We start from the raw sequence: 22,716 nt of genomic DNA, 5'->3' as shown, positions 1-22,716 counted from the left end.
GCCGCAAAGCCGCGCCAGCCACATAGATAAAGGCAAACACCCAGCCGACCTTGCCCATATCTGTCAGCGCCCAACTGAATACCACTACCGCCGGGGCGACACCAAAGGCGACCATATCCGACAGGCTATCGTACTCTGCACCAAAGGCGCTCTGCGTATTGGTCAAACGCGCCACGCGCCCATCCAGGCCATCCAGCACCATGGCCACGAACACCGCCACAGCCGCATGGGCAAAATTGCCATCCATCGCACTGACAATGGCGTAAAAGCCGGAAAACAGAGCAGCCGTGGTGAACAGATTGGGCAGCAGGTAAATACCTTTGTGGCGCACCTTCTTGCCGTCTGGGCCATGGCTTTCTTCCACGTGCTCATCAATTGGCAACAACGTGTGTGGCGTATCCTGTTCGGACTCAGGTTTTTGGGTTTGATGCTCTGTCATGACGCTACCTTATCGAGAATACCGAGCTGAACAGTGTGGCAACATGCCGGTGAAATAACCAGTACCTGCCGTTACGGGCATAAAAAAACGCGGCACCCGGGCCGCGTTTTCTTTTACCACAACGAGTCAGATACTCAGCACCTTCTCGCCACGCGCAATACCGGATACCCCGGTACGCACCACTTCCAGCACTGACGTTGGTCCGACGGCTTCTATAAAGCTTTCCAGCTTATCCGTGGTACCCGCCAGCTGTACGGTATAGACACTCGCAGATACATCAACAATCTGCCCACGAAAAATATCCGTGGTGCGCTTTACTTCAGCACGCTGGGCACCGGTTGCCTTGATTTTGACCAGCATCAACTCGCGCTCGATGTGAGGCCCCTCGGACAGGTTGACCAGCTTCACCACCTCAATCAATTTGTTGAGGTTCTTGGTGATCTGCTCCACCACTTCGTCATGACCGATGGTCGTCAACGTCAGACGCGACAGGGTCGGGTCTTCGGTTGGCGCCACAGTCAGGGTCTCGATGTTGTAGTTACGCTGGGAAAACAATCCTACAACTCGTGACAACGCGCCTGGTTCGTTTTCCAGTAATACGGAAATGATATGTCTCATGATCAGGTGCGCTCCGTTTTGCTCAGCCACATATCGCGCATCGCGCCACCCCGGACCTGCATGGGGTAAACGTGCTCGCTGGTGTCGACGGCAATGTCGAGAAACACCAGGCGATCCTTCATGGCGAATGCCTCTTCCATCTTGGGCTTCAGGTCTTTCAGGTCGGTGATGCGGATACCCACGTGACCATAGGCCTCGGCAAGACGAACAAAATCAGGCAACGAGTCCATGTATGAATGCGAGTAGCGGCTGTTGTACTGCATGTCCTGCCACTGACGCACCATACCCAGAGCACCGTTGTTCAGGTTTATGATCTTCACCGGCAGGTCGTACTGCAGACAGGTAGACATCTCCTGAATATTCATCTGGATGCTGCCCTCACCGGTCACGCAGGCGACATCCGCCTCCGGGAAGTTCATCTTCACACCCATGGCCGCTGGAAAACCGAAGCCCATGGTGCCCAGGCCGCCAGAGTTGATCCAGCGATTGGGTTTGTCGAACGGATAGTACTGGGCAGCAAACATCTGATGCTGGCCCACGTCCGAAGTGACAAAGGCATCGCCCTTGGTAACTTCCCAAAGGGTTTCGATAACGTGCTGAGGCTTGATGATGGAACCGTCGCCCGCATCATAGGGAAACAGCTTGCCACCACCACGCCACTCGTCGACCTGCTTCCACCAGGTGGCCTGGCCTTCCTGATCGGGCTGCTGATTGATCTCCTTGAAGATCGCGATCATCTCGCTCAGCACGCTTTCAACCGGACCCACGATCGGAATATCCGCCTTGACCGTCTTGGAAATAGAGGCCGGATCGATATCCACGTGAATGACCTTGGCATTCGGGCAGAACTTGGCAGCGTTGTCGCCATTGATAACGCGGTCATCAAAACGCGCGCCAATCGCCAGGATCACGTCAGCATGGTGCATCGCCAAGTTGGCAGTGTAACTGCCGTGCATACCCAGCATCCCCAAAAACTGGCGATCGGTGCCAGGATAGGCGCCCAGGCCCATCAGCGTACTGGTAATTGGCACGTTGAGTGCCTTGACCAGCTCGGTCAACTGACTTGACGCACCACCCAGAATAACGCCGCCGCCGGAGTAAATGATCGGGCGCTTGGCAGCCAGCATCATCTCTACGGCTTTGCGAATCTGGCCGGAATGACCACGCGTGGCCGGATTGTAAGAACGCAGCTTGACCTTCTTCGGATAGCTGTACTCGAACTTGTCCGCCGGATTACCCATATCCTTGGGGATATCAACCACAACCGGGCCCGGGCGGCCTGTCTGAGCCAGATAGAAGGCCTTCTTGATGATCTCGGGGATATCACGCGGATCCTTGACCATGAAGCTGTGCTTCACGATAGGACGCGAAACGCCGACCATATCGGTTTCCTGGAAGGCATCAGTGCCCACCACGTTGCTGGCAACCTGACCGGAAATGATCACCATGGGGATCGAGTCCATGTAGGCAGTCGCAATACCGGTAATGGTATTGGTAGCACCCGGTCCCGACGTGACCAGGACCACACCCGCCTTGCCGGTAGCACGCGCATAACCATCAGCCATGTGAGCAGCCGCCTGTTCATGGCGCACCAGAATATGCTCGACATCGTCCTGACGGAAAATCGCATCGTAAATATGCAGAAGAGCACCACCAGGGTACCCATAGATGTATTTAACACCCTCGTCACGCAATGAGCGGACGACCATCTCAGCGCCGGATAAAAGCTCCACTTTTGAATCACCTCTAGCATGCCGTCCACCATAGGTGGGCAGCCGGATACCTGTTTACTGCTCGGCAGCGCAGTGACAACGGTAGTTGCCATGCATCAGCTTGACTACGTGCTTGGAGACTGACTCCTGCTGTTTGGAGCTGCCTCCCCCAGCGCGAGGTAGCGCGTGCGGGTGCCAGGCCAGGAGTTGGCGGGTTTCGCCTCCTGGATTGAGCAACAAAGCCCGCCGTATCAGTTGCGGGTGAGCACCGATATCAGCTGGCTTATGAGAACCACGAATTGTTTATTCTCAAGCCACACAAGTCAAGCCAAGTTGCACAATTACAACAGTCGGGATGTACCCGAAACACTGGCTTTGGCTATAGTTAGCCAACGACTCGCCCAAACCCGATGAGAACAAGGAAGAAAACCGTATGCGCAACACGCTTATCGCCATCGCCCTGAGCATGATCTGCTCGCACGCCATGGCAGAAAAACTCTACAAGTGGGTAGACGAGAACGGCGTAACGCAGTTCAGCCAGCAACCCCCTGCCAGCGATCAGTACGAACGTATGAATGTCACCGCTCCACCCAAGCTGGGTAGCAATATGGCACCCGCTGCGACAGCAGCGCCGAGCGAGAGCGACACGCAAAACGGCGAAACCGACGCAGCAGCCAAGAAAGCAGAGCGCGAACAACAGGCCCAGCGGGAAGCCCAATGCGCCAAGCTGCGCGAAGACCTGACTACGCTGGAGAACAATCCACGTCTGGGGCGCACCAATGATGCTGGCGAAATGGAACGCATCGGTGAAGAGGAACGTCAGACCATGATCGCGAAAGCCCGCGAAGACCTGACTACGTACTGCAACTAAGCCCGCCGGCTAAACTCAACGGTGGACCAGCAAGGATGCCAGACGGTCCACCTCCGCAACGCTCTCCAGTAACGGCTGCGCGCGGCGCCCGAGCGGCGCCAGTGCCTCCTGCGCCATGGGCAGAATATTGCATTCTGCCGGCAGCCGGCCTTGCTGATTGATCAGCAAGGCCAGACGCGGAATAAACACCCACTGCAGCCATTGTTCAAAGTCGAGAGTGTCGACGCAAAAAGGCGTCTGGCTATTCAACCGTTCTGCTGCCGGACGCCTATCCGACCAAAGCCCCTGCGCACGCAAACTCTGCTCCAACCGCAACAGCGCGTCTGCCAGCGCGTGCCATTGCTGCGGGCTCAAGACGAGACTTTGGCTCGCTGCCTGGCCTGCTCGGCACCGGCTGCATCACCCTGTTGCTCACGCGCCTGTGCGACCAACTCCCACAGGCCCGCCTGCAGCTCCGGGCGGCCGGAAGCGTAGCTCAAACCACGTTGAGCCAACTGCTCCGCTTGCGCCGCATCGCCCTGCCCCAAACGCACCTGCGCGAGGCGATACAGAACCTGGGGCTCACGCGGAGCAATGCGCATGGCGCGCTCGAGACTGGCATTGGCGCCGTTCAGGTCACCATTGCTCTCCTGTTGCCGCGCGGTCGTCAACAACGCGAGTACCGGACCATCCAACTGCTCGTCCTGTTGCAGCACGCTACCGTTGCCGCTCGCGCCGAACCCACCGTTACTGGGTGTAGAACTCACCGCAGGGCCGGTCTGCAGTGACGGCTGCGAATCCAAGGGGTAGGACTCCACCTGACTGGAACCGCCCTCGGCGTTGGGCACCATGACCACGACGCCACTATCGCGCGACTGACCGGTCACCGGAGTAGCCGTAGTGACACGCCCTGCGCCGCTCTGCATGTCTTCATTGGACACCGGGCGCCCGCTGTCGACCACCGGAATAGCGCCGCCTGAACCCGCGCAACCGCCCAGCAGCGCCAATACGGCCGCCAGCGACGCAATCTGTCTGCTCCCCATCTGCTTCATCCTCTCGTTACAACCGCTCGTGTTCCAAGCCTGATCGCGGCAGTGTACGCAGTGCTGCTTAGCGCAGCCAGCCGCGAATGGTATCCAGTACCTTGTTGGCACCATCTTGCAGGGCCTCGGTGTCAATCACCGGACGGCAGCCGGGCCCTGGCAGCGGCTCAAAACCCTGACGAAACGGCACTTCAATACTGCCGACACAGGACGGATCGCTACCCAACCCGGTACTCGGATCAGCCCAGGCTTTGACGATACCCGCGGGCGGCATAGCCGACAAACTCTGCGGATGCGCTTCGCCCATGAAGGCACTCCACACCTGCAACGCTCCGGTAGCACCGGTCAGCCGGGTACGCCCGTTGTCGTCGCGTCCGACCCAGGCGACCGCAACCAGGTCGTCGGAGAACCCGGCGAACCAGCTATCACGCAGATCGTTGGTAGTACCGGTCTTGCCGGCCAGGCGGACACTGGATGGCACCCGATTGTACGCCGAGCGGCCGGTACCTTCGGTCATGACATGCGACATGGCCTCCTGCGTCAGGTAGATGCTGGCCGAGTCAAACCGCTGCCGTACCTCGAAAGGATAGCGCTTGAGCGGCTCGCCTTGCGCCGTGAGTACGTTGCGAATCGACCGCAGCGGCGTATTGAAGCCGCCGTTGGCCAGCGTCTGGTACATGTCACTCACCTGCATTGGCGTCATCGCACCGGAGCCCAGCAACATCGACGGATAAGCCGGCCAGTCATGCTCCACGCCCAAGCGGCGCACGGTATTGAGTACCTTGTCGACCCCTACATCCATACCCAGGCGTACTGCTGCCTGGTTGTAGGATTTGGCCAACGCCAGGTACAGCGGCACCAGACCATGGCTTTCTCGCCCGTAGTTCTGCGGTGACCAGGTTTTACCTGGCTCGGCTTCCAGTTCGATGGGTGCGTCGTCAATCGGGGTGACCAGCGAATAGCGGTCAGCCTGCTCGAGCGCCGTCAGATAGGTCGCCGGCTTGATCAACGAGCCGATCGGCCGCGAAGCATCCAGGGCTCTATTGAAGCCAGAGAAACGCGGATCACTGCCGCCGACTACCGCCAGCACCTCACCGGTCTGCGCGCCGGAGACCACCATGGCGGACTCCAAGGGTACATTCTCGGCTGCCGGCCCCAGTCGCTTGAGCGTGGTTTTCACCGCTTCTTCCGCCTTGTGCTGCAGTAGCGGGTCGAGGCTGGTAAAGATGCGCAGACCCTCGCTGGTCAAATCCTCATCGCGATAATCAGCGCGCAGCTGGCGCTTGACCAGATCCATAAAGGCCGGATAGCTGGTATCGGCCATGCTGCCACCCACCGATACATCCAGTGGCTTGTTTTTGGCCTGCACCGCCTGCTCGGCACTGACCATACCCTGCTCGGCCATCAGGTCCAGTACCAGATTGCGGCGCTCGGTGGCGCGCTCCGGATTGCGACGCGGATTGTAGTAGGAAGCACCCTTGACCATACCCACCAACAGCGCGACCTGATGCAGCTGCAACTCCTGCAGCGGCTGGGCAAAATAATACTGGCTGGCCAAGCCAAAGCCGTGAATCGCACGATTGCCGTCCTGACCAAGGAATACCTCATTGAGGTAAGCCTCGAGAATTTCCTCTTTCGAGTAGTGCAGCTCAAGCAGCACTGCCATCATCGCTTCCAGGCCCTTGCGGATGATGTTGCGGTCGCTGTTGAGGTAGAAGTTCTTGACCAGCTGCTGGGTCAGCGTGCTGCCGCCCTGACGCAGACTACCGGACGTCAGGTTTACATACATGGCGCGCGCTATGCCCTTGGGCGAAACGCCAAAGTGCTGAAAGAACTCACGGTCTTCAACCGCCACCAGCGAATCCACCAGATAAGGCGGCGCCTGATCCAGCCGCACCAGAATGCGATCTTCGTTGTGGGCAGGGTAAATACCGCCGATCATCATCGGCTCCAGGCGAGCCATGACCAGATTGGCGCTGCCACCAATACTGGCAACCTGCTCACCATTGAAACGCACACTCACGCGCTGAGCGGGCTCGGTACCTTCAAAAAACTGAAAGCCGCGGGTATACACATCAATCTGGTTACCGCTGACCGCCATCTGCCCCGGACCGCTGACCGAGTTGACCGGGCGGTAACCCAGCGCCTTGAGCTCTGTGAGAAAATCGTCTCGGCCAAGGTGTTGGCCGGCATAGAGTTCCAGCGGGCGAGCAAACACCTTGGCCGGTACCGCCCAGCGCTTGCCGGAGAATTTTTCCTGCACTATGGCATCGAGGTACATGGCCAATGCCGCCAGCAGCACCAGACACACCAACCCGAGTTTCAGTACCCAGCCTCCCAGGCGCTGCTTCATACTGCTTTTCTTCTTTGCTCGCGCCTTGCGTTTTTTAGCCATATTGCCCTGCTCTACCTCACACCCGTTGAGACCGACAGCACACTATCGGCCTGTTGCCATGGTTGGCCTGAGACCGGCCAACCCGCATAATGTTCTCATTGCCAGCCCCAGCAAGGAAACTCTGTGAGCCAGACTCTGTTACAAGCCCTGCAAAACCCCGCGCTCTACGATCACCCGGTGAGCGAATTCACGCTGATGGAAACGCACATTTCCTGGGTGCTGCTGACCGGCGACTACGTTTACAAAATCAAGAAGCCAGTTAACTTCGGTTTTCTTGATTACTCAAACCTCGAGCAGCGCGCGCACTTCTGTGCTGAAGAAGTGCGGCTCAATCGACGCCTGGCGCCCAACCTGTATCTCGACGTGGTCCCGGTACGCGGTAGCGCCGAAGCGCCCACACTCACTGGCGACGGCCCCATCATCGAGTACCTGGTGAAGACCCGCCAGTTCCAGCAGCCGGACCTGCTGAGCAACATGCAGCGCGAAGGCCGTCTGGAAAATCGGCATATCGACGAACTGGCCGGCACCCTGGCGCGCTTTCATGGGCAGATCGCGCATGCCGGCATCGAGTTGCCCTACGGCAACCCCGATCAGGTACATGCTCCTGTTGCGCAAAACTTCGATCAGATTCGCCCGTTCCTCGATGACCCCAAGGACCTGGCACAGCTCGAACAGCTGGAACAGTGGGCGAATACTACCTATCAACGCCTGATTCCCCAACTGGCCGAACGCAAGGCTGCCGGCCTGGTGCGCGAATGCCACGGCGACACTTACCTCGACAACGTCACCTTGGTCGACGGACAAGTGACCCTGTTTGACTGCATTGAGTTCAATGAGGCCTTCCGCTGGACCGATGTTATGAGTGATGTTGGCTTCATGGCCATGGATCTCGAAGACCGCGGCTTAACCGGAATGGCACTGCGGTTCGTCAGCGGTTACTTGGAACAGACCGGTGACTACGAAGGTCTCGCGGTGCTCAACTATTACAAGGCCTACCGTGCCATGGTGCGGGCCAAAGTGGCACTGTTCGGCCTGAGCGACAACAGCAGCGACGTAGAGCGCGAACAAGTGATGCTGCGTTACCGTAGCTACGCCGACCTGGCCGAACGCTATACCGAAGTGCCCGCCCGCTTCGGTATTTTGATGTTTGGCCTGTCTGGCACCGGCAAAAGCACCCTGGCACACAATCTGGTCAGTGAAGTCGGCGCGATTCGCGTGCGCTCCGACATGGAACGCAAGCGCCTGTTCGGCAGTGCCGATAACCAGGCGCTGGACTCCGGCCTGTACGCCCCGGAACGCAGCGTTAAAACCTACGACCGTCTGGCCGCGCTGGCCGAACTCATTCTGGCCAATGGCTACGCCGTCATTGTCGACGCCACTCATCTCAAGCACGCCCAGCGTCAGCAGATGCGCGACGCGATTGAAGAGCAGTGTGCGCCCTGCCTTATCCTGCACTGCGATGTACCGCTGCCGACCGTAGAACAATGGATTGAGCAGCGCCGCCGTGAGGGCGCTGACCCGTCCGACGCCGACATGCAGGTAGTGCAGCAGCAGCGGCAGCACCTGGAGCCGTTGACCGAGCAAGAGCAGCAGATCAGCGTACAGGTCGACACCTCGAGTACCAGTAGCATGCAGGCACTCCTAGAGCAGCTGAAAAAACGTCTCTAGCGCGTGCCAGAGCCCTTCTGTACGGATTCAGCAGGGGAATCTACACTGGTATCGGGATACCAATAAAAAGAAGCCCGATACCATGCAGCAAACATATCAGCGCCCGGCTGCTACGCCGGGCACCACAACGGCTGGCCTGGCCACCTCCTGCCCCTCTCTACGTGACTCCCAGACTGCGGGGTGTGCATGAGCCAGGATGAACTTCTCGAACTGCGCAATCTGGGCAAGACTTCAGCCCAGTGGCTGCACGCCACCGGCATTCACAATCGCGAACAACTACGTCAGCTCGGGCCAGTCGGAGCCTACAATGCGGTGCGCGCACGCGGCTTCAATGCCTCCAAGGCATTGATGTTCTCAATCGCCGGCGCCCTCCAGGACGTGCACTGGAATGACCTCGACCCGCAATACAAGGAACAGTTGCTGTTGCAGCTGCAGGAGCAGTCACCGCCCTAGGGTCGCGCGCCCTTTCCGCGACACAGCTCACAGGCCGGAGGCAAAGCGGTTGTCAGACGCGGGCGGAGGCTTTTATGTTGACGTGCAGAGGGGACCCTGCAGTAATGTATGTCTGGCGCTGCGGCCCAGCCGGTATCTGCCCAGCGGTACGAAGCTACACTGCGGTGGAACAGGATCTAATTAAAAGGAATTCCGTTATGTACCTTATAGGTGATCAGCCCCCCTACGCTGAAAAACTCATCAACACCCTGCAGCGCATTCCCGAACAGTTACTGGACGGGCTGGAGCCCTGCGACGCACCCATACAGCTTGATGCCGTCGATGACCTTTACGAGCACATCGGCCAGCATCGTCTGTACCTGCTCAAAAGCGGCCTGCTGCACGCCCTGATCGATGGCAAGCCGCTGTTCTACATCCAGGAAGGCGACCTGATTGGCCTGCGCCAGGGACTCAATACCGCGCCGTGCAACTATATGAGCGAAGAGCCGCTGACGCTGATCCCCTATGACCGCGAGGCACTGTTCAAGCACATCCATGGCAACAGTCAGCGTCAGGAGCAGTTCACCCAGTACATCCTTGGCCAGGCCGCGCTGATGTCGGATGCTTTAGCGCACAGCAAACAGCCCGAAGTACGCCCCGTGACCGGCTTTCAGCATTTCGCTCCCGGCGCCGAACTGATCCGGCAGGGGGATGAAGCCGACCACGTCTTCATTATCACTGAGGGGCACGCAGAAGCCTTCGTTGAGGGCATCAAGGTCGGCGATGTCCAGAAGGACGAGATTTTTGGCGCCATGGCGCTGTTCACCCGCGAAAAACGCTCCGCCACCGTCATCGCCAGTGCGCCGACCACCGTGATGATGATCCCCAAGGAACAATTTCTCGCGCTGATGCAGAGCAACCCGCGCATTGCCCACAGTTTGATCGAAAGCATGGCACGGCGGATCGACCTGATGAACAAGGAATTGACCCACTACAAACAGCTTAACGGAAAATAATTCTCATTTACGCTTGACGTGCTAATGATATGCGTTATCATTAGCAACAAGTCATCGCGAGATGGCTTTGATAACAGATTGTCGCGAGACAAACGGTTATCTCCTCATCAGGCTAATCACGGATTTCGCCCGCTCAATGAGCGGGCATTTTTTTGCCTGAAATCCGCGCACCCGGCCGTGACCATTCTCCAGACATAAAAAACGCCGAGGCCATTACGGTCTCGGCGTTTGATGGCGCATCTGAAGCCAGACGATCAGGCTTCCGGTTCGCGCTGCTCCGGCGGCTCTTCGGCATACCAACCACCGCCGAGTGCCTTGAACAGATTGACCTCACTGATCAACTGGCTGAGACGATCTGTCACTACGCCCTGGCGCACCTCGAACAGTTGGCGCTGCGCGTCCAGCAACGTCAGGTAGCTATCGATACCGGTACGGTAACGGCGCTCGGCAAGCCGGTAGTAGTCTTCACTGGTCTCCAGCAAGGCACGCTGCGCGGTGACCTGCTCCACATAAGTGTCCCGCGCCACCAGGCCGTCTGCAACTTCCTGAAAGGCGGTCTGGATAGCCCCTTCGTACTGGGCCACCTGCTGATTCTTGATAACCTCGGCGTAATCCAGGCTGGCCTTGAGGGCACCGGCTCGGAAGATCGGCACACTGATGCTTGGCGTGAAGCTCCAGTATTCCGAGCCACTATCGAACAGACCGTCCAGATCGCTGCTGGCACTACCACCAGCACCGGTCAGGCTGATGCTCGGAAAGAACGCCGCCTTGGCCGCGCCGATACTGGCATTGACCGCGCGCAATTCATACTCGGCCTGCAGAATATCCGGACGCTGATACAACACCTCAGACGGCAGGCCCACGGGCACTTCAGCGACCATGATCTGATTCAACGAGGCACTTTGTGCCGGCAATCGGGGCGCCGCCTGACCCAGCAGCGCAGTCAACGCATTGCGATCCTGTGCAACAAAGCGGCGATATTGAGCCAGGCTGACCCGGGCACTCTGTACCGCGCTGCGTGCCTGCGACAACTCCAGCGAAGAGGCGACACCGACCTCGTAACTGCGATTGGTCAGCGCCAGACTTTCTTCGTAGGTTTTCAGGGTTTCCTGAGTCACCTCAAGCAACGCCTGATCGGCCTGCCAGGTAAAGTAGGTATTGGCGACGTTGGCGACCAGGCTGATCTGCACTCCGCGCCGCGCCTCGTCACTGGCCAGAAACTCCTGCAGGGCCTGCTCGCGCAAGCTGCTGATGCGACCAAACAGATCCAGCTCCCAGGACACGCCCACCGTCGCTGAGTACTGACTGGTGATCATGCTGTCGTTGCCGTCAGCCAGATCGGCCGGCAGGCGCATGCGGCTGCCGTCACCATTGATATCCACTTGCGGGTAAACCTCAGCCCGCTGAATGCCGTAAAGCGCGCGGTTGGCCTCGACGTTCAATGCCGCCACCCGCAGATCGCGGTTGTTCTCCAGCGCGATGGCAATCAACTGCTGCAGCTCGGGGTCCTTGAAGAAGGCCTTCCAACCGACCAGCGCAGTGCTGCTGCTGGCTTGATCCCCGGTTTCCCAGGCCGCCGCGACCGGCGCCTCGGGGCGCTGGTAATCAGGAATCAGCGAGCAACCACCCAGGGCCGCCATTACTGCCAGGCTTAATAGACAGCGCTTCACTGTTGCTCCTCCTTCTTCTCGGTGCTCGGGGTTTGTTTGCCCTTGAACAGGGTGGTGACCATCACATAGAACAGCGGCACCCAGAAGATCGCCAGCACGGTGGCGGTGATCATGCCACCGATCACGCCGGTACCAATCGCGTGCGAACTGCCCGCACCCGCACCGGTGGCCAGCGCCAGCGGCACCACGCCCAGGGTAAAGGCCAGCGAGGTCATGATGATCGGGCGCAAACGCAAGCGACAGGCCTCGACGGCGGCGTCGAAGATGCTCATGCCCTGCTCGTGCAGCTCCTTGGCAAACTCAACGATCAGAATGGCGTTCTTTGCCGTCAAGCCGATGGTGGTCAACAAGCCGACCTGGAAGAACACATCATTTGACAGCCCACGACCCAGGGTCGCCAACAGTGCGCCAATCACACCCAGGGGCACAACCAGCATCACCGCCAGTGGAATCGACCAGCTTTCATACAGTGCAGCAAGGCAGAGGAACACCACGATCAGCGACAGCGCGTAGAGTGCCGGCGCCTGATCACCCGACAGACGCTCCTCATAGGACAGCCCGGTCCAGGCGATACCAACGCCCTTCGGCAGCTTGGTTGCCATCTGCTCAATCTCGGCCATGGCATCGCCGGTACTGTAGCCCGGCGCGGGCTCACCCAGCACCTCCATGGCGGAGACGCCGTTGTAACGTGACAGCTTCGGTGAGCCATACACCCATTCGCCGCTGGCAAAGGCACTGAACGGCACCATCTCGCCGGCGTCGTTGCGCACAAACCATTTCTGCAGGTCTTCCGGGTTCATGCGCGACTCGGCCTGACCCTGGATGTACACCTTCTTGACCCGTCCACGATCAACAAAATCATTGACGTAGCTCGAGCCCCAGGCCATCGACAATGTCTGGTTCACATCGCTCAGGGACAAGCCCAGGGCGCGCGCTTTTTCATCGTCGATGAGCAACTGGAATTGCGGCTGATCATCCATGCCATTGGGTCGCACGCTGGTCAGCACCGGGCTCTGCGAAGCCATGCCCAGGAGCTGATTGCGTGCCTGCATCAGGACCTCATGGCCGACACCGGAATTGTCCTGCAGAAACAGGTCAAAACCGGTTGCGGTGCCCAGCTCCATCACCGCGGGCGGCGCGAAGGCGAACACCATGGCATCGCGGAAACCGGCAAAGTGTTGCTGCGCACGCTGCGCCAGTGAGAACACATCCTCACCGTCGCCGCCGCGCTCTTCCCAGGGGTGCAGCCCGATAAACGCCAGACCCGCGTTCTGGCCGCGGCCAGCGAAGTTGAAGCCGGTCACGGTAAACACCGAATTGACCGTGTCGGACTCTTCTTCCAGCAGGTAGGTGCGCATTGCATCCACCGTCTGCTGGGTACGCTCGGCAGTGGAACCCACCGGCGTCTGCACCTGGGCAAAGAGTACACCCTGGTCTTCGTCGGGCAGGAATGCAGCCGGCAGACGGGTGAACAGGAAGATCATCAAGCCGACAATCAATGCGTACAGAATCAGATAGGGCAGCTTGCGGGTAAGGATCCCGGCCACGCCCTTCTCATAGCGATGGATGCCGCGATCAAAGGTGCGGTTGAACCAGCCGAAGAAGCCGCGCTTTTCATGCGAGTGGCCCTTGGGAATCGGCTTGAGGATGGTGGCGCAGAGCGCTGGTGTAAATACCAGGGCAACCAGCACCGACAGCCCCATCGCCGAGGCAATGGTGATCGAGAACTGGCGATAGATAACCCCGGTAGAGCCGCCAAAGAACGCCATGGGCAAGAATACCGCCGAGAGCACCAGACCAATACCAACCAGTGCACCCTGAATCTGCCCCATGGACTTGCGGGTGGCTTCCAGTGGCGACAGCCCCTCTTCGGCCATCACCCGCTCCACGTTCTCGACCACTACGATGGCATCGTCGACCAACAGACCGATGGCCAGCACCATGGCGAACATGGTCAGAATATTGATGCTGAAACCGAATACCGAGAGCATCCCGAAGGTACCCAGGAGTACCACCGGCACTGCCAGCGTGGGGATCAAGGTCGCGCGGAAATTCTGCAGGAACAGGTACATCACCAGGAAGACCAGCACGATGGCTTCGAACAGCGTATGCACTACGCCGAGAATGGACTCGGCGACCACCGGCGTGGTGTCGTAGGGATAAACGACTTCCATGCCCTCGGGGAAGAAGGGCTCCAGATCAGCGATAGTGGCGCGAATGGCCTTACCGGTCTCCAGCGCATTGGCGCCGGTGGCCAGTTTGATCGCCATACCGGAGGCCGCCTTGCCGTTGTAGAGGGCAGAGATACTGGCGTCCTGCGCGCCCAGCTCAACCTTGGCAACATCTTCAAGACGTACCTGCGAACCGTCGCTCTGCACCTTCAACAGAATCTTGCGGAACTCTTCTGGCTGCTGCAGGCGCGTCTTGCCCAGAATAGTCGCGTTCAGCTGCTGCCCAGGCACCGCCGGCAGGCCGCCAAACTGGCCGGCAGATACCTGCACGTTCTGCGCCTGAATGGCGGCACTGACATCCATCGGCGTCAGGTTGAAATTGGTCAGTTTGGCCGGGTCCAGCCAGATACGCATGGCGTACTGCGCACCGAATACCTGGAAGTCACCCACACCCGCGGTACGCGAGATCGGATCCTGGATGTTCGAGACGATGTAATCGGAGAGGTCATCCCGGTTCATGCTGCCGTCCTGCGACACCACACCGATTACCAGCAGGAAGTTGCGTACCGCCTTGGTAACCCGGATACCCTGCTGCTGCACTTCCTGCGGCAACAGGGGAGTCGCCAGCTGCAGCTTGTTCTGTACCTGCACCTGCGCGATGTCCGGATCGGTACCCTGCTCGAAGGTAACGGTAATCGACATACTGCCATCGGAGTTACTCTCCGAGGAGATGTAACGCAAACCGTCTATACCATTCATCTGCTGTTCAATGACCTGCACCACCGTGTCCTGCACGGTTTGCGCAGAGGCGCCCGGATAGGCAACGGAAATGCCCACTGCCGGCGGCGCGATACTCGGGTACTGGTTGATCGGCAGCTTGAGTAGTGACAGCCCACCGATCAGCATGATGACCAGCGCGACTACCCAGGCAAAAATCGGGCGATCGATAAAAAAACGGGACATGGACGATTACCCTTCCTGGTCGGCAGCGTTGGCCTGATCTTTGGCAGCCGGCGCATCGGCCCCGGACTGCTCTGGAGCGTTGCCAGAAACGTTGGAGGCCGGACTCACCTGCACTTCCACCCCTGGCTGCACGAACTGCAGACCTTCGGTGATCAGTCGATCGCCATCATTCAGCCCCGAGTTGATCAGCCAGCGGTTGCCAACGGTGCGCTCGGCTTCCACCTCACGCACTTCTACCTTGTTCTCAGCGTTGACCACCATGGCGGTGGCAGTCCCACGAGGCGTGCGGGTGATGCCCTGCTGTGGCGCCAGGATGGCATCACTTTTGGCCCCTGCCACCAGCTGCGCATGCACGAACATGCCCGGTAGCAACAGCTCGTCGGGGTTGGGGAATACCGCCCGCAGGGTGACCGACCCGGTACCCGAGTCAACCGATACCTCGGAGAACTCGAGCTTGCCTTCCAGCGGATAGACGCTGCCGTCTTCCAGCTTCAATGTGACCTTGGCCGCATTGTCGCCACTGCGTTCCAGCCGCCCAGCCTCAAGATCGCGGCGCAGGTTGAGCATGTCGCGCGCGGGCTGGGTCACGTCCACGTAAATCGGGTCAAGCTGCTGAATAGTCGCCAGCTCCTGAGTTTGCCCATTGCTGACCAGGGCGCCCTCACTCACTGCCGAGCGGCCGATGCGACCGGAAATCGGCGCCAGCACCTTGGTGTAACGTACGTTGATACGCGCCTGATCCAAGGCCGCCTGCGCCTGCAAGCTGGTGGAGCGTGCCTCATCAAACTCCTGCTGGCTCACTGCCCGCTCCTTGACCAGAATGCCGTAGCGCTCAGCCAATGAACGGCTGGCCAGGCTGCTGGCTTCGGCGCTTTTGAGAGTCGCCTGATAAACGTCGTCGTCGATTTGATACAGCTGCTGACCTTCCTTGACCTCGGCACCTTCTTCGAACAGTCGTTTTTCAATGATGCCGTTGACCTGGGGCCGCACTTCGGCGATGCGATAGGCCGTGGTGCGGCCCGGCAGCTCGGTGGTCAGCAGAAAGTGTTCCGCCTGCAAGGTAACTACGCCCACCTTCGGCGACCCCTGCTGCGCTTCGGCTGCACCCTGCTCCTGGTTCTGATCCTGGCAGGCACTGATTAATAAGGTGGCGGCTAACAACGGAATCAGTGCAGCGTGAGCTGGCTTGATCGGCATGGGGAAACCTCGTGAAGGCAGAAATTTTGATCTTTAACCGAAACACTCGCTCAGCACGAAGCGAGAGACAGCAGTAATGGCGGATAATATACTTACATTCATGAATGTTTGTAAGTGCTTTTAGGCATCAGTTAACATTAGCTCACAAACCCGTTTCTTGCGGTCCGAAATCCTTACCCAAAACTCCGGAAAGACATGGTCAGACGCACTAAAGAAGAAGCCTTCGAAACCCGTCAGCGTATTATTGACGCGGCCCAACAGTGCTTTCACGAAAAAGGCGTTTCGCGCGCCTCACTGACCGACATAGCGCAGGCCGCCGGCGTGACCCGCGGTGCCATTTACTGGCACTTTCAGGACAAGGCCGACCTGCTCGATGCGCTCTTCCAGCGCATTCACATGCCGCTTGAAGCGCTCAGCGAGGCGACCCGCAACCCGGAAGAACTGCACCCGCTGGAATTGTTTCGCGAGCTGCTGACCGAGGTTTTTCGCCGGGTAGAGTCGGACCCGACCAATCGCCAGGTACACGAGATCATCTTTCTCAAGTGTGAATTTACCGACGAACCCTGCGGTCCCAAAAAGCACCTGCAAGCCATGCGCCAGGAGCACGACAACCAGGTGCTGACCACATTGCGACTGGCGGTCGCTCGCGGCGAGCTGCCCGCTGATCTGGACATGGAACTGGCACTGCTGTGCCTGCACAGTTTTATTGTTGGCGTGATCAATCAGTGGCTGATGGTGCCAACGCGCATCAGCCTAAGTGCACGAGCGGGTGACGTTGCGGCGGCGGCGCTGGATATGCTCAAACTCAGTCCGGCCATGCGCACGGGCAAAGCCGCACTTTAATGCTCGCGCCAGCCGGCGCAGTAGTCCTGCTCGGGCAATGCTGGGGTCAGCCACACATAATCCGCCTGGGCATGCCCCGGCAGCTCGCCCGCCCCTGCTTCCCAAAGCAACACAACGGCTGGCGCGGCGCCCCACTGCGACTGCCAGTGCAGCGGCATGCCCAGGTCGCGCCGAGCATGATAGCCACCAGCCAATAAAAGCGCCGGCGCTGGCGCCTCAGCCAGGGCGCGGGCCATCTGCTCATCCCGTCCCTGCTGAATCGCCAACATCGCCAGCACACGTTGGGCATCGAGCATGCCACAGTGACTGTCCAACAGCGTCTGCTCAAGTTCGGCCCGCGCCGCGGCTGAGTAACGCGAACTGATGGGCGTCGGACGGCGGTAACGATGCATCATTTGCTCGGCGCTCAGATTGGCTGCCAACAATTGCTGCGGTACCTGCAGCCCCCAACGCACCAATGGGCCGTAGAGCGACCAGTCCCAACCATCCTGCCAGTCGAGCTGCGCCGACAACGCGGCTGACGCTGGCAACTCGCGGTGCTGCAGAGCCGTTACCGCTGCCTGCTGGCCGGGCTGCAGCATCTCCATGAGCAAAGCGGCTTGCGGGCGCCGGGCCTGCAACTGTTGCAACAACCACAGCTGCAGGTGGTGATGATCCGGATTGTCGTGTTTTTCTCCCACCACTACCCGGTCACTGCCGGCCAACTCAGCCACTAGCTGATCTGCATCGATCCAGCGCTGCCCACGGGTACTCCAGACCTCTCCAAGATGCGCGGCGTCCAGATGTTCCGTAGCTTGCCAGCCAGGCAATTCGGCGGCGCTCAACGCAACCGATAACGACATACCCGCCAGCAGCAATATCAGGGTTCTCATCACGACCTCAAACAATGATCAGGGGGCTGTCCTGCAGCGGATGCTTCTCCACCCGCACGACCACCCCGAATACCTCGGCGATGCGCTCGGCACTGAGTACCTGCCAGGGCGACCCCAGGGCGACGGCCCGGCCCTGATGCAGCAACAGCAAGCGATCGGCATAGCGCGCAGCCAGATTCAAATCATGCAGCACCACCACTACGGCCAGACCACGCTGCGCCATGTTACGGGCCTGCTGCAGAATGAGCTGTTGGTGTGCCAGATCCAACGCTGCCGTAGGCTCGTCCAGCAATAGGCAACCCTGCTCGCCGGCATCCCAGATTTGCGCCAGCACCCGAGCCAGATGCACCCGCTGGCGCTCGCCGCCCGACAGCGTCAGGTAGCTGCGCTGGCGCAGCTGCGTGACATCGGTCGCGGCCATCGCCTGCCCGATGATCAACTCATCCTGCCGCGTGCCGGTGGCGTGGGGCAGGCGCCCCAGGGCGACCACCTCACCGACACTGAAGGGGAAAGCCAGCGTCGAACTCTGTGGCAATACAGCCATCTGCCGCGCCCGCTCCTGCGCCGGCCAACTGGCCAGTGTGCGTCCGGCCAACAGGATGCTGCCGCTGCGCGGTGCCAACTCACCGGTCAGGCTGGCCAGCAAGGTACTTTTGCCCGCGCCGTTGGTCCCCAGCACTGCCAGAACTTCGCCTGCCGCCAGCTGGAACGAGATACCCTGCAGAATGGTTCTGGCGCCACGCGCGCAATCCAGGGCGCTGACCTCGAGCATCAGACACCTCCCCGGCGCTGCGCGCGCAGCAGCAACGCGAGAAAGAAAGGCGCGCCCAGCACGGCCGTGATAATTCCGATTGGCAACTCTGCCGGCGAGACCACCAGCCGAGCTACAACATCGGCCAATAGCAACAAACCGGCGCCCAGCAGCATGGAAGCCGGCAGCACACGCCGGTGATCAGCGCCCAGCAGCAGCCGCACCAGATGCGGCACCACCAGCCCGACAAAGCCGATCAGACCCGCCACCGCAACACAGGCACCCACGCCCAACGCCGTCAGCAGTACCAGCTCACGCTTGACCCGCTCGACGTCCACGCCCAGATGGCGGGCCTCGGATTCGCCAAGCAGCAGCGCATTCAGCGCGCTGGCCTGGCGCGGCAAACGCCACCAGACCAGCGCACAGCACAGCGCCAGCACAGCCACTCGCTCGTAACTCGCGCCGCCCAGGGTGCCCATATTCCAGAATGTAAGCGTGCGCAGCATGGCATCATCCGCCAGGTAGCTGAGCAGGCCGATAACCGCGCCGCTGATGGCGGCTATCGCGATGCCGGCCAGCAGCATGCTGGCCACCGAGGTACCCTGCACCGATTGACCCAGTCGGTAGACCAGCCAGGTTGTCGCCACACCACCGAGAAACGCCCCCAGAACCGTGACGTAGGGCAGCACCGCTGTCGGCAACTGCGCCAGTAACGTGCCCCCCAGCACAATCACCAACGCCGCACCCAAGGCGGCACCGCTGGACACACCGATCAAACCCGGATCGGCCAACGGGTTGCGGAACAGCCCCTGCATGGCCGCCCCTGTCAGCGCCAGCGTAGCGCCTACCAGCAGCCCCATGAGGGTACGCGGCATACGGATCTGCTCGATGATCAGCACCTGATCCGCCGGCAGCTCAGCCGCCGTCATTCGCTGCAGCAGCACTCGCAGGGTGTCGTCCAACGGGATGGCGACCGGCCCGAGCGCGAGTGACAGCAAGCTCGCCAGCAGTAACAGCGCCAGCAGCAATACAACAACCAAGGGTTTGAAGCGGTAGGCCGCAACCATCCTTTTTCCTTATCCTGAGCAAGTGCTCACAGTACCCATTAAGCGCTACCCCTGTCGTGGCAACAACAGCCAGCGTGCTGGTCAAGCAACCTGGGGCCGGCGATAATCCCCCTATGACCGACGATCAGCTCGCCCCCCTTCCACTTTGCCGCCTGGACGATCTGCCGCTTCGCGGTAGCAAAGGCATTATGCATCAAGGCCAGGCACTGTTTGCCGTGCGCCAGGGCGATCGGTTTTTTGTCTATGAAAACCGCTGCCCGCATCGCGGCGTGCCGCTGGAGTGGGTAGCCGATCAGTTTCTCGACAGCTCCCAGCGGCTGATCCAGTGCGCTACCCACGGCGCGCTGTTCTTGCCGGAATCCGGAGAATGCGTTGCCGGCCCCTGCGTCGGCCAATCCCTACGCCAATTACCCTGTTTCCTGCGCGACGGTCAGCTCTGGCTCGGCGTATCAGCTTGCGACTAGAGCATTACCGGCAATTCTCCACGCACCTGCAAGCCCTCTGGCGTCGGCCAGACCGACCAGGCCAACACCTCGACGCCGGCCGCCACTGCGGCGCGCAATAATCGCCCGTATTCAGGGTCGATTTCATCGGACGGGCGTACCCGATCAATCCCCGAGTGCATGACGCAAAACAGCAGGCAGGCACGCCGGCCGCTGGCGGCGATTTCGCTGAGTTCCAGCAGGTGCTTTTGCCCGCGCAAGCTAACGGCGTCTGGAAAGGCGCCTTCGCCTCCGCCCAAGGCGAGGGTCACGCACTTGACCTCCACCACGCACTCACTGGGCTCAGACAGCAGAAAGTCGAAGCGGCTGCCGCCGGCACGCAGGCTGACTTCTGCGCGTTGCTGCGCGTAACCACCCAGCGGCTGAAGCAAACCGGCCTGCAGCGCCGCCGCCACCACCCTGTTGGCGCGCGCACTATGCACACAGGCCAACTCGCCGGGTGCTACCTCCACCAACTCCCAGCTGCCCGGCAGCTTGCGTCCCGGCTTTTGTTCAAGGCGCAGCCAGACCCTGTCGCCGGGCTGGCCACAATTGCGCATGGACCCGGTGTTCGGACAATGCACCGTCAACTCGCGGCCATCATCCAGCACCACATCCGCGAGAAACCGCTTGTAGCGCTTGATCAGCCGCGCTGGCGTCAACGGCACCTCAAATGGAATCAGCATGCGGGCCAGCTTTGCAGCGCTCGTGCCACGCGCTCGACACCCTGCTCCAGGCGCTCGAGCGAGGTGGTGTAGGCAAAGCGTATGTGTTGATGGGCGCTGTGCTGGCCAAAATCCAGCCCCGGTGTCAGGGCGACAAACTCGCTATCAATGACGTGCTGACACAGCTGCTGACTGTCGCCGCCCAGCCCCTGCATGTCGGCATACAGATAGAAGGCGCCCTGTGGGGTCAGGGGGATACGAAAGCCCAACTCACGCAGCGCCGGCAATAGAAAGTCACGGCGCACCTGAAACGCATGTCGGCGCAGCTCGCAAATCTCGCGCGCCTCTTCGCCAAAGGCGGCCAACGCTGCCTGCTGCGCCATGTGCGGTGCACATATATAGAGATTCTGCGCCAGCTTCTCCAGCGCCGGCACCGCCTCTGCAGGGGCAACCAGCCAGCCGAGTCGCCAGCCGGTCATGCCGAAGTACTTGGAGAAGCTGTTGAGCACGAAGGCGTCATCGGCAACATTCAGCGCCGAGCAAGCGTCTACGCCGTAGGTCAGGCCGTGGTAGATCTCATCGACGATCAGCTCAGCCCGCAGACGCCGGCAGCAGGCTGACAGCGCGGTCAGCTCCGGCTGGCTCAAGAGCGTGCCGGTCGGGTTGGCCGGCGAGGCAGCCAGCACGGCTACGCAATCTGCGTCCCAATACTGCTCAATCAACTCGGGGGTCAGCTGGTAGCCGGTTTCCGGGCCGGTCGGCACCAGCACCGCACGCCCTTCGACCAGGCGCAGAAAATGTCGGTTGCACGGATAAGCCGGGTCGGCCATCAGCACCTTTTTACCCGGCTCCACCAACAGCGCACTGATCAACAAGAGCGCCGCTGAGCCGCCGGGAGTGACGACCACCCGCGCCGGATCCAGACTGACGCCATAGCGCTGGGCGTACAGACCGGCAATGGCTTCGCGCAGAGCCGGCAGCCCCAACGCCGGCGTGTAACCGGTATGCCCATCCGCCAGCGCCTGCTGGCCCGCCCGGACAATCGGCTCGGGGGTCGCAAAGTCCGGCTCACCTATTTCCATGTGGATGATGTCGCGACCCGCGGCTTCCAGCGCCCGCGCCCTTGCGAGCACGGCCATGACATGAAACGGCTGGATATCCTGAACCCGTCGGGTCCAGCGTTGCTGAGGCATAAAAAGTCCTGAACTAAAGCACGTGAACGGCGATCATACCGTGCCAGGCGCAGGCCTGCAGTGCTGGCAATATCAGCCGCCGCACCTTCTGGCGCTAAACAGTAGCGCAGGTGATCAGGTTCTGGTAGCTTTGCCCGCTTGCAGGCCAATGGCCGAGTCATTCAGGTTGTGTATGTGGGACCTGAAACAGGAAGATCGAGCAAAAAGTGAGGCGGTTCTCATGCCCAGCAATGCCAAGCAAAAAACATCTATGTTGATCCGCGGCTTCGTCCCTTATGTGGAAAAAAAGGGCGAAGAATATATGAACGAGCAGCAGCTCAAGCATTTCGCCGACATCCTCAATACCTGGAAAAAGGAATTGATGGAAGAAGTCGACCGCACCGTGCACCACATGCAGGACGAAGCAGCCAACTTCCCTGATCCGGCCGACCGTGCCAGCCAGGAAGAAGAGTTCAGCCTTGAGCTGCGCGCCCGTGATCGCGAGCGCAAGCTGATCAAGAAGATCGACCAGACCCTGCAGCGCATCGAAGAAGACGACTATGGCTTCTGCGACTCCTGCGGCGTTGAGATCGGTATTCGTCGTCTCGAAGCCCGTCCTACTGCTACCCTCTGCATCGATTGCAAGACGCTGGCAGAAATCAAGGAAAAGCAGGTCGGCAGCTAAGCCTC

Annotated in this window: 21 protein-coding genes (1 of these 21 running past the window's edge); 7 read left to right on the top strand and 14 right to left on the bottom strand. The window is 60.2% G+C overall.

Going from position 1 to position 22,716, the window contains the following annotated elements; translation table 11 throughout:
• The 3 genes from pssA to BLU26_RS15475 form a co-directional block, all read right to left on the bottom strand.
• A protein-coding gene (gene pssA / locus BLU26_RS15485) for a CDP-diacylglycerol--serine O-phosphatidyltransferase (RefSeq protein WP_092287765.1) crosses the window boundary here: on the bottom strand, nt 1-439 show its 5' portion. It extends 407 nt beyond the left edge of the window; 439 of the gene's 846 nt are visible here — the first part of the coding sequence; it begins with the start codon at nt 437-439; its stop codon lies off the left edge, out of view.
• A gap of 126 nt (nt 440-565) precedes the next feature.
• Complete coding sequence (gene ilvN / locus BLU26_RS15480; RefSeq protein ID WP_092287764.1) at nt 566-1,057, bottom strand: acetolactate synthase small subunit; 492 nt, start codon at nt 1,055-1,057, stop codon at nt 566-568.
• A gap of 2 nt (nt 1,058-1,059) precedes the next feature.
• Nucleotides 1,060-2,790: an acetolactate synthase 3 large subunit gene (locus BLU26_RS15475; protein ID WP_092287763.1), complete on the bottom strand. Its 1,731-nt coding sequence runs from the start codon at nt 2,788-2,790 to the stop codon at nt 1,060-1,062.
• A gap of 412 nt (nt 2,791-3,202) precedes the next feature.
• On the opposite strand from BLU26_RS15475, the gene BLU26_RS15470 reads away from it, so the two are divergent.
• Nucleotides 3,203-3,640, top strand: a complete 438-nt coding sequence (locus tag BLU26_RS15470; RefSeq protein ID WP_092287762.1) for a DUF4124 domain-containing protein — start codon at nt 3,203-3,205, stop codon at nt 3,638-3,640.
• Between the two features lie 15 nt (nt 3,641-3,655).
• Here the strand turns inward: BLU26_RS15470 and BLU26_RS15465 are convergent, their stop codons facing one another.
• From BLU26_RS15465 to mrcB, 3 genes are all read right to left on the bottom strand, one after another.
• Nucleotides 3,656-3,994, bottom strand: coding sequence for a YqcC family protein (locus tag BLU26_RS15465; RefSeq protein ID WP_092287761.1), 339 nt, complete (start codon nt 3,992-3,994; stop codon nt 3,656-3,658).
• Complete coding sequence (locus BLU26_RS15460) at nt 3,991-4,662, bottom strand: tetratricopeptide repeat protein (RefSeq protein ID WP_092287760.1); 672 nt, start codon at nt 4,660-4,662, stop codon at nt 3,991-3,993. The genes BLU26_RS15465 and BLU26_RS15460 overlap by 4 nt, the downstream gene beginning before the upstream one ends.
• 67 nt (nt 4,663-4,729) lie before the next feature.
• Nucleotides 4,730-7,057 carry a penicillin-binding protein 1B gene (gene mrcB, locus BLU26_RS15455; protein WP_092287759.1) on the bottom strand — a complete coding sequence of 776 codons (2,328 nt, stop codon included), beginning with the start codon at nt 7,055-7,057 and terminating at the stop codon, nt 4,730-4,732.
• Between the two features lie 123 nt (nt 7,058-7,180).
• On the opposite strand from mrcB, the gene BLU26_RS15450 reads away from it, so the two are divergent.
• The 3 genes from BLU26_RS15450 to BLU26_RS15440 all read left to right on the top strand — a co-directional run bounded on the left by BLU26_RS15450 (nt 7,181) and on the right by BLU26_RS15440 (nt 10,173).
• Entirely contained in the window at nt 7,181-8,725 is a 1,545-nt protein-coding gene (locus BLU26_RS15450) for a bifunctional aminoglycoside phosphotransferase/ATP-binding protein (protein WP_092287758.1), read from the top strand.
• A gap of 186 nt (nt 8,726-8,911) precedes the next feature.
• Nucleotides 8,912-9,178, top strand: coding sequence for a TfoX/Sxy family protein (locus tag BLU26_RS15445; protein ID WP_092287757.1), 267 nt, complete (start codon nt 8,912-8,914; stop codon nt 9,176-9,178).
• Nucleotides 9,179-9,375: 197 nt separating this feature from the next.
• Nucleotides 9,376-10,173, top strand: a complete 798-nt coding sequence (locus BLU26_RS15440) for a cyclic nucleotide-binding domain-containing protein (RefSeq protein WP_092287756.1) — start codon at nt 9,376-9,378, stop codon at nt 10,171-10,173.
• Nucleotides 10,174-10,427: 254 nt separating this feature from the next.
• On the opposite strand, the gene BLU26_RS15435 is transcribed toward BLU26_RS15440, so the two are convergent.
• From BLU26_RS15435 to BLU26_RS15425, 3 genes are read right to left on the bottom strand one after another with little or no spacing between them, the layout of a single operon-like run.
• Nucleotides 10,428-11,843: an efflux transporter outer membrane subunit gene (locus BLU26_RS15435; protein WP_092287755.1), complete on the bottom strand. Its 1,416-nt coding sequence runs from the start codon at nt 11,841-11,843 to the stop codon at nt 10,428-10,430.
• The gene (locus tag BLU26_RS15430; RefSeq protein WP_092287754.1) at nt 11,840-14,977 is read right to left on the bottom strand and encodes an efflux RND transporter permease subunit; all 3,138 of its coding nucleotides are present in this window, start codon (nt 14,975-14,977) and stop codon (nt 11,840-11,842) included. The genes BLU26_RS15435 and BLU26_RS15430 overlap by 4 nt, the downstream gene beginning before the upstream one ends.
• Before the next feature lie 6 nt (nt 14,978-14,983).
• Nucleotides 14,984-16,174 (bottom strand): efflux RND transporter periplasmic adaptor subunit, encoded by a 1,191-nt coding sequence (locus BLU26_RS15425; RefSeq protein ID WP_092287753.1) that lies wholly within the window; start codon nt 16,172-16,174, stop codon nt 14,984-14,986.
• A gap of 195 nt (nt 16,175-16,369) precedes the next feature.
• Here BLU26_RS15425 and BLU26_RS15420 point away from each other — a divergent pair, with 195 nt between their 5' ends.
• Complete coding sequence (locus BLU26_RS15420; protein ID WP_092287752.1) at nt 16,370-17,017, top strand: TetR family transcriptional regulator; 648 nt, start codon at nt 16,370-16,372, stop codon at nt 17,015-17,017.
• On the opposite strand, the gene BLU26_RS15415 is transcribed toward BLU26_RS15420, so the two are convergent.
• From BLU26_RS15415 to BLU26_RS15405, 3 genes are read right to left on the bottom strand one after another with little or no spacing between them, the layout of a single operon-like run.
• Complete coding sequence (locus BLU26_RS15415) at nt 17,014-17,889, bottom strand: ChaN family lipoprotein (protein ID WP_092287751.1); 876 nt, start codon at nt 17,887-17,889, stop codon at nt 17,014-17,016. The two genes, BLU26_RS15420 and BLU26_RS15415, sit on opposite strands and share 4 nt — an antisense overlap.
• A gap of 7 nt (nt 17,890-17,896) precedes the next feature.
• The gene (locus tag BLU26_RS15410) at nt 17,897-18,661 is read right to left on the bottom strand and encodes a heme ABC transporter ATP-binding protein (protein ID WP_092287750.1); all 765 of its coding nucleotides are present in this window, start codon (nt 18,659-18,661) and stop codon (nt 17,897-17,899) included.
• Complete coding sequence (locus tag BLU26_RS15405; RefSeq protein WP_092287749.1) at nt 18,661-19,707, bottom strand: FecCD family ABC transporter permease; 1,047 nt, start codon at nt 19,705-19,707, stop codon at nt 18,661-18,663. The genes BLU26_RS15410 and BLU26_RS15405 overlap by 1 nt, the downstream gene beginning before the upstream one ends.
• A gap of 113 nt (nt 19,708-19,820) precedes the next feature.
• Between BLU26_RS15405 and BLU26_RS15400 the strand changes: the two genes are divergently transcribed.
• Nucleotides 19,821-20,171 (top strand): Rieske (2Fe-2S) protein, encoded by a 351-nt coding sequence (locus tag BLU26_RS15400; protein WP_092287748.1) that lies wholly within the window; start codon nt 19,821-19,823, stop codon nt 20,169-20,171.
• Here BLU26_RS15400 and sfsA read toward each other — a convergent pair.
• Both sfsA and BLU26_RS15390 read right to left on the bottom strand, forming a co-directional pair.
• Nucleotides 20,168-20,869, bottom strand: coding sequence for a DNA/RNA nuclease SfsA (gene sfsA, locus BLU26_RS15395; RefSeq protein ID WP_231702075.1), 702 nt, complete (start codon nt 20,867-20,869; stop codon nt 20,168-20,170). The genes BLU26_RS15400 and sfsA overlap by 4 nt on opposite strands.
• Nucleotides 20,869-22,047 carry a pyridoxal phosphate-dependent aminotransferase gene (locus BLU26_RS15390; RefSeq protein WP_092287746.1) on the bottom strand — a complete coding sequence of 393 codons (1,179 nt, stop codon included), beginning with the start codon at nt 22,045-22,047 and terminating at the stop codon, nt 20,869-20,871. Before BLU26_RS15390 ends, sfsA begins: the two co-directional genes overlap by 1 nt.
• A gap of 220 nt (nt 22,048-22,267) precedes the next feature.
• Between BLU26_RS15390 and dksA the strand changes: the two genes are divergently transcribed.
• A complete protein-coding gene (dksA, locus tag BLU26_RS15385; RefSeq protein ID WP_092287745.1) occupies nt 22,268-22,711 on the top strand; it encodes an RNA polymerase-binding protein DksA in 444 nt (147 codons plus the stop codon).
• Nucleotides 22,712-22,716 lie beyond the last annotated feature (5 nt).

The sequence above is a fragment of the Halopseudomonas sabulinigri genome (assembly GCF_900105255.1).
GTDB lineage: Bacteria > Pseudomonadota > Gammaproteobacteria > Pseudomonadales > Pseudomonadaceae > Halopseudomonas > Halopseudomonas sabulinigri.
Note: the sequence above shows the minus strand (reverse complement) of the source record. Positions and strands in the feature narration are given on the sequence as shown.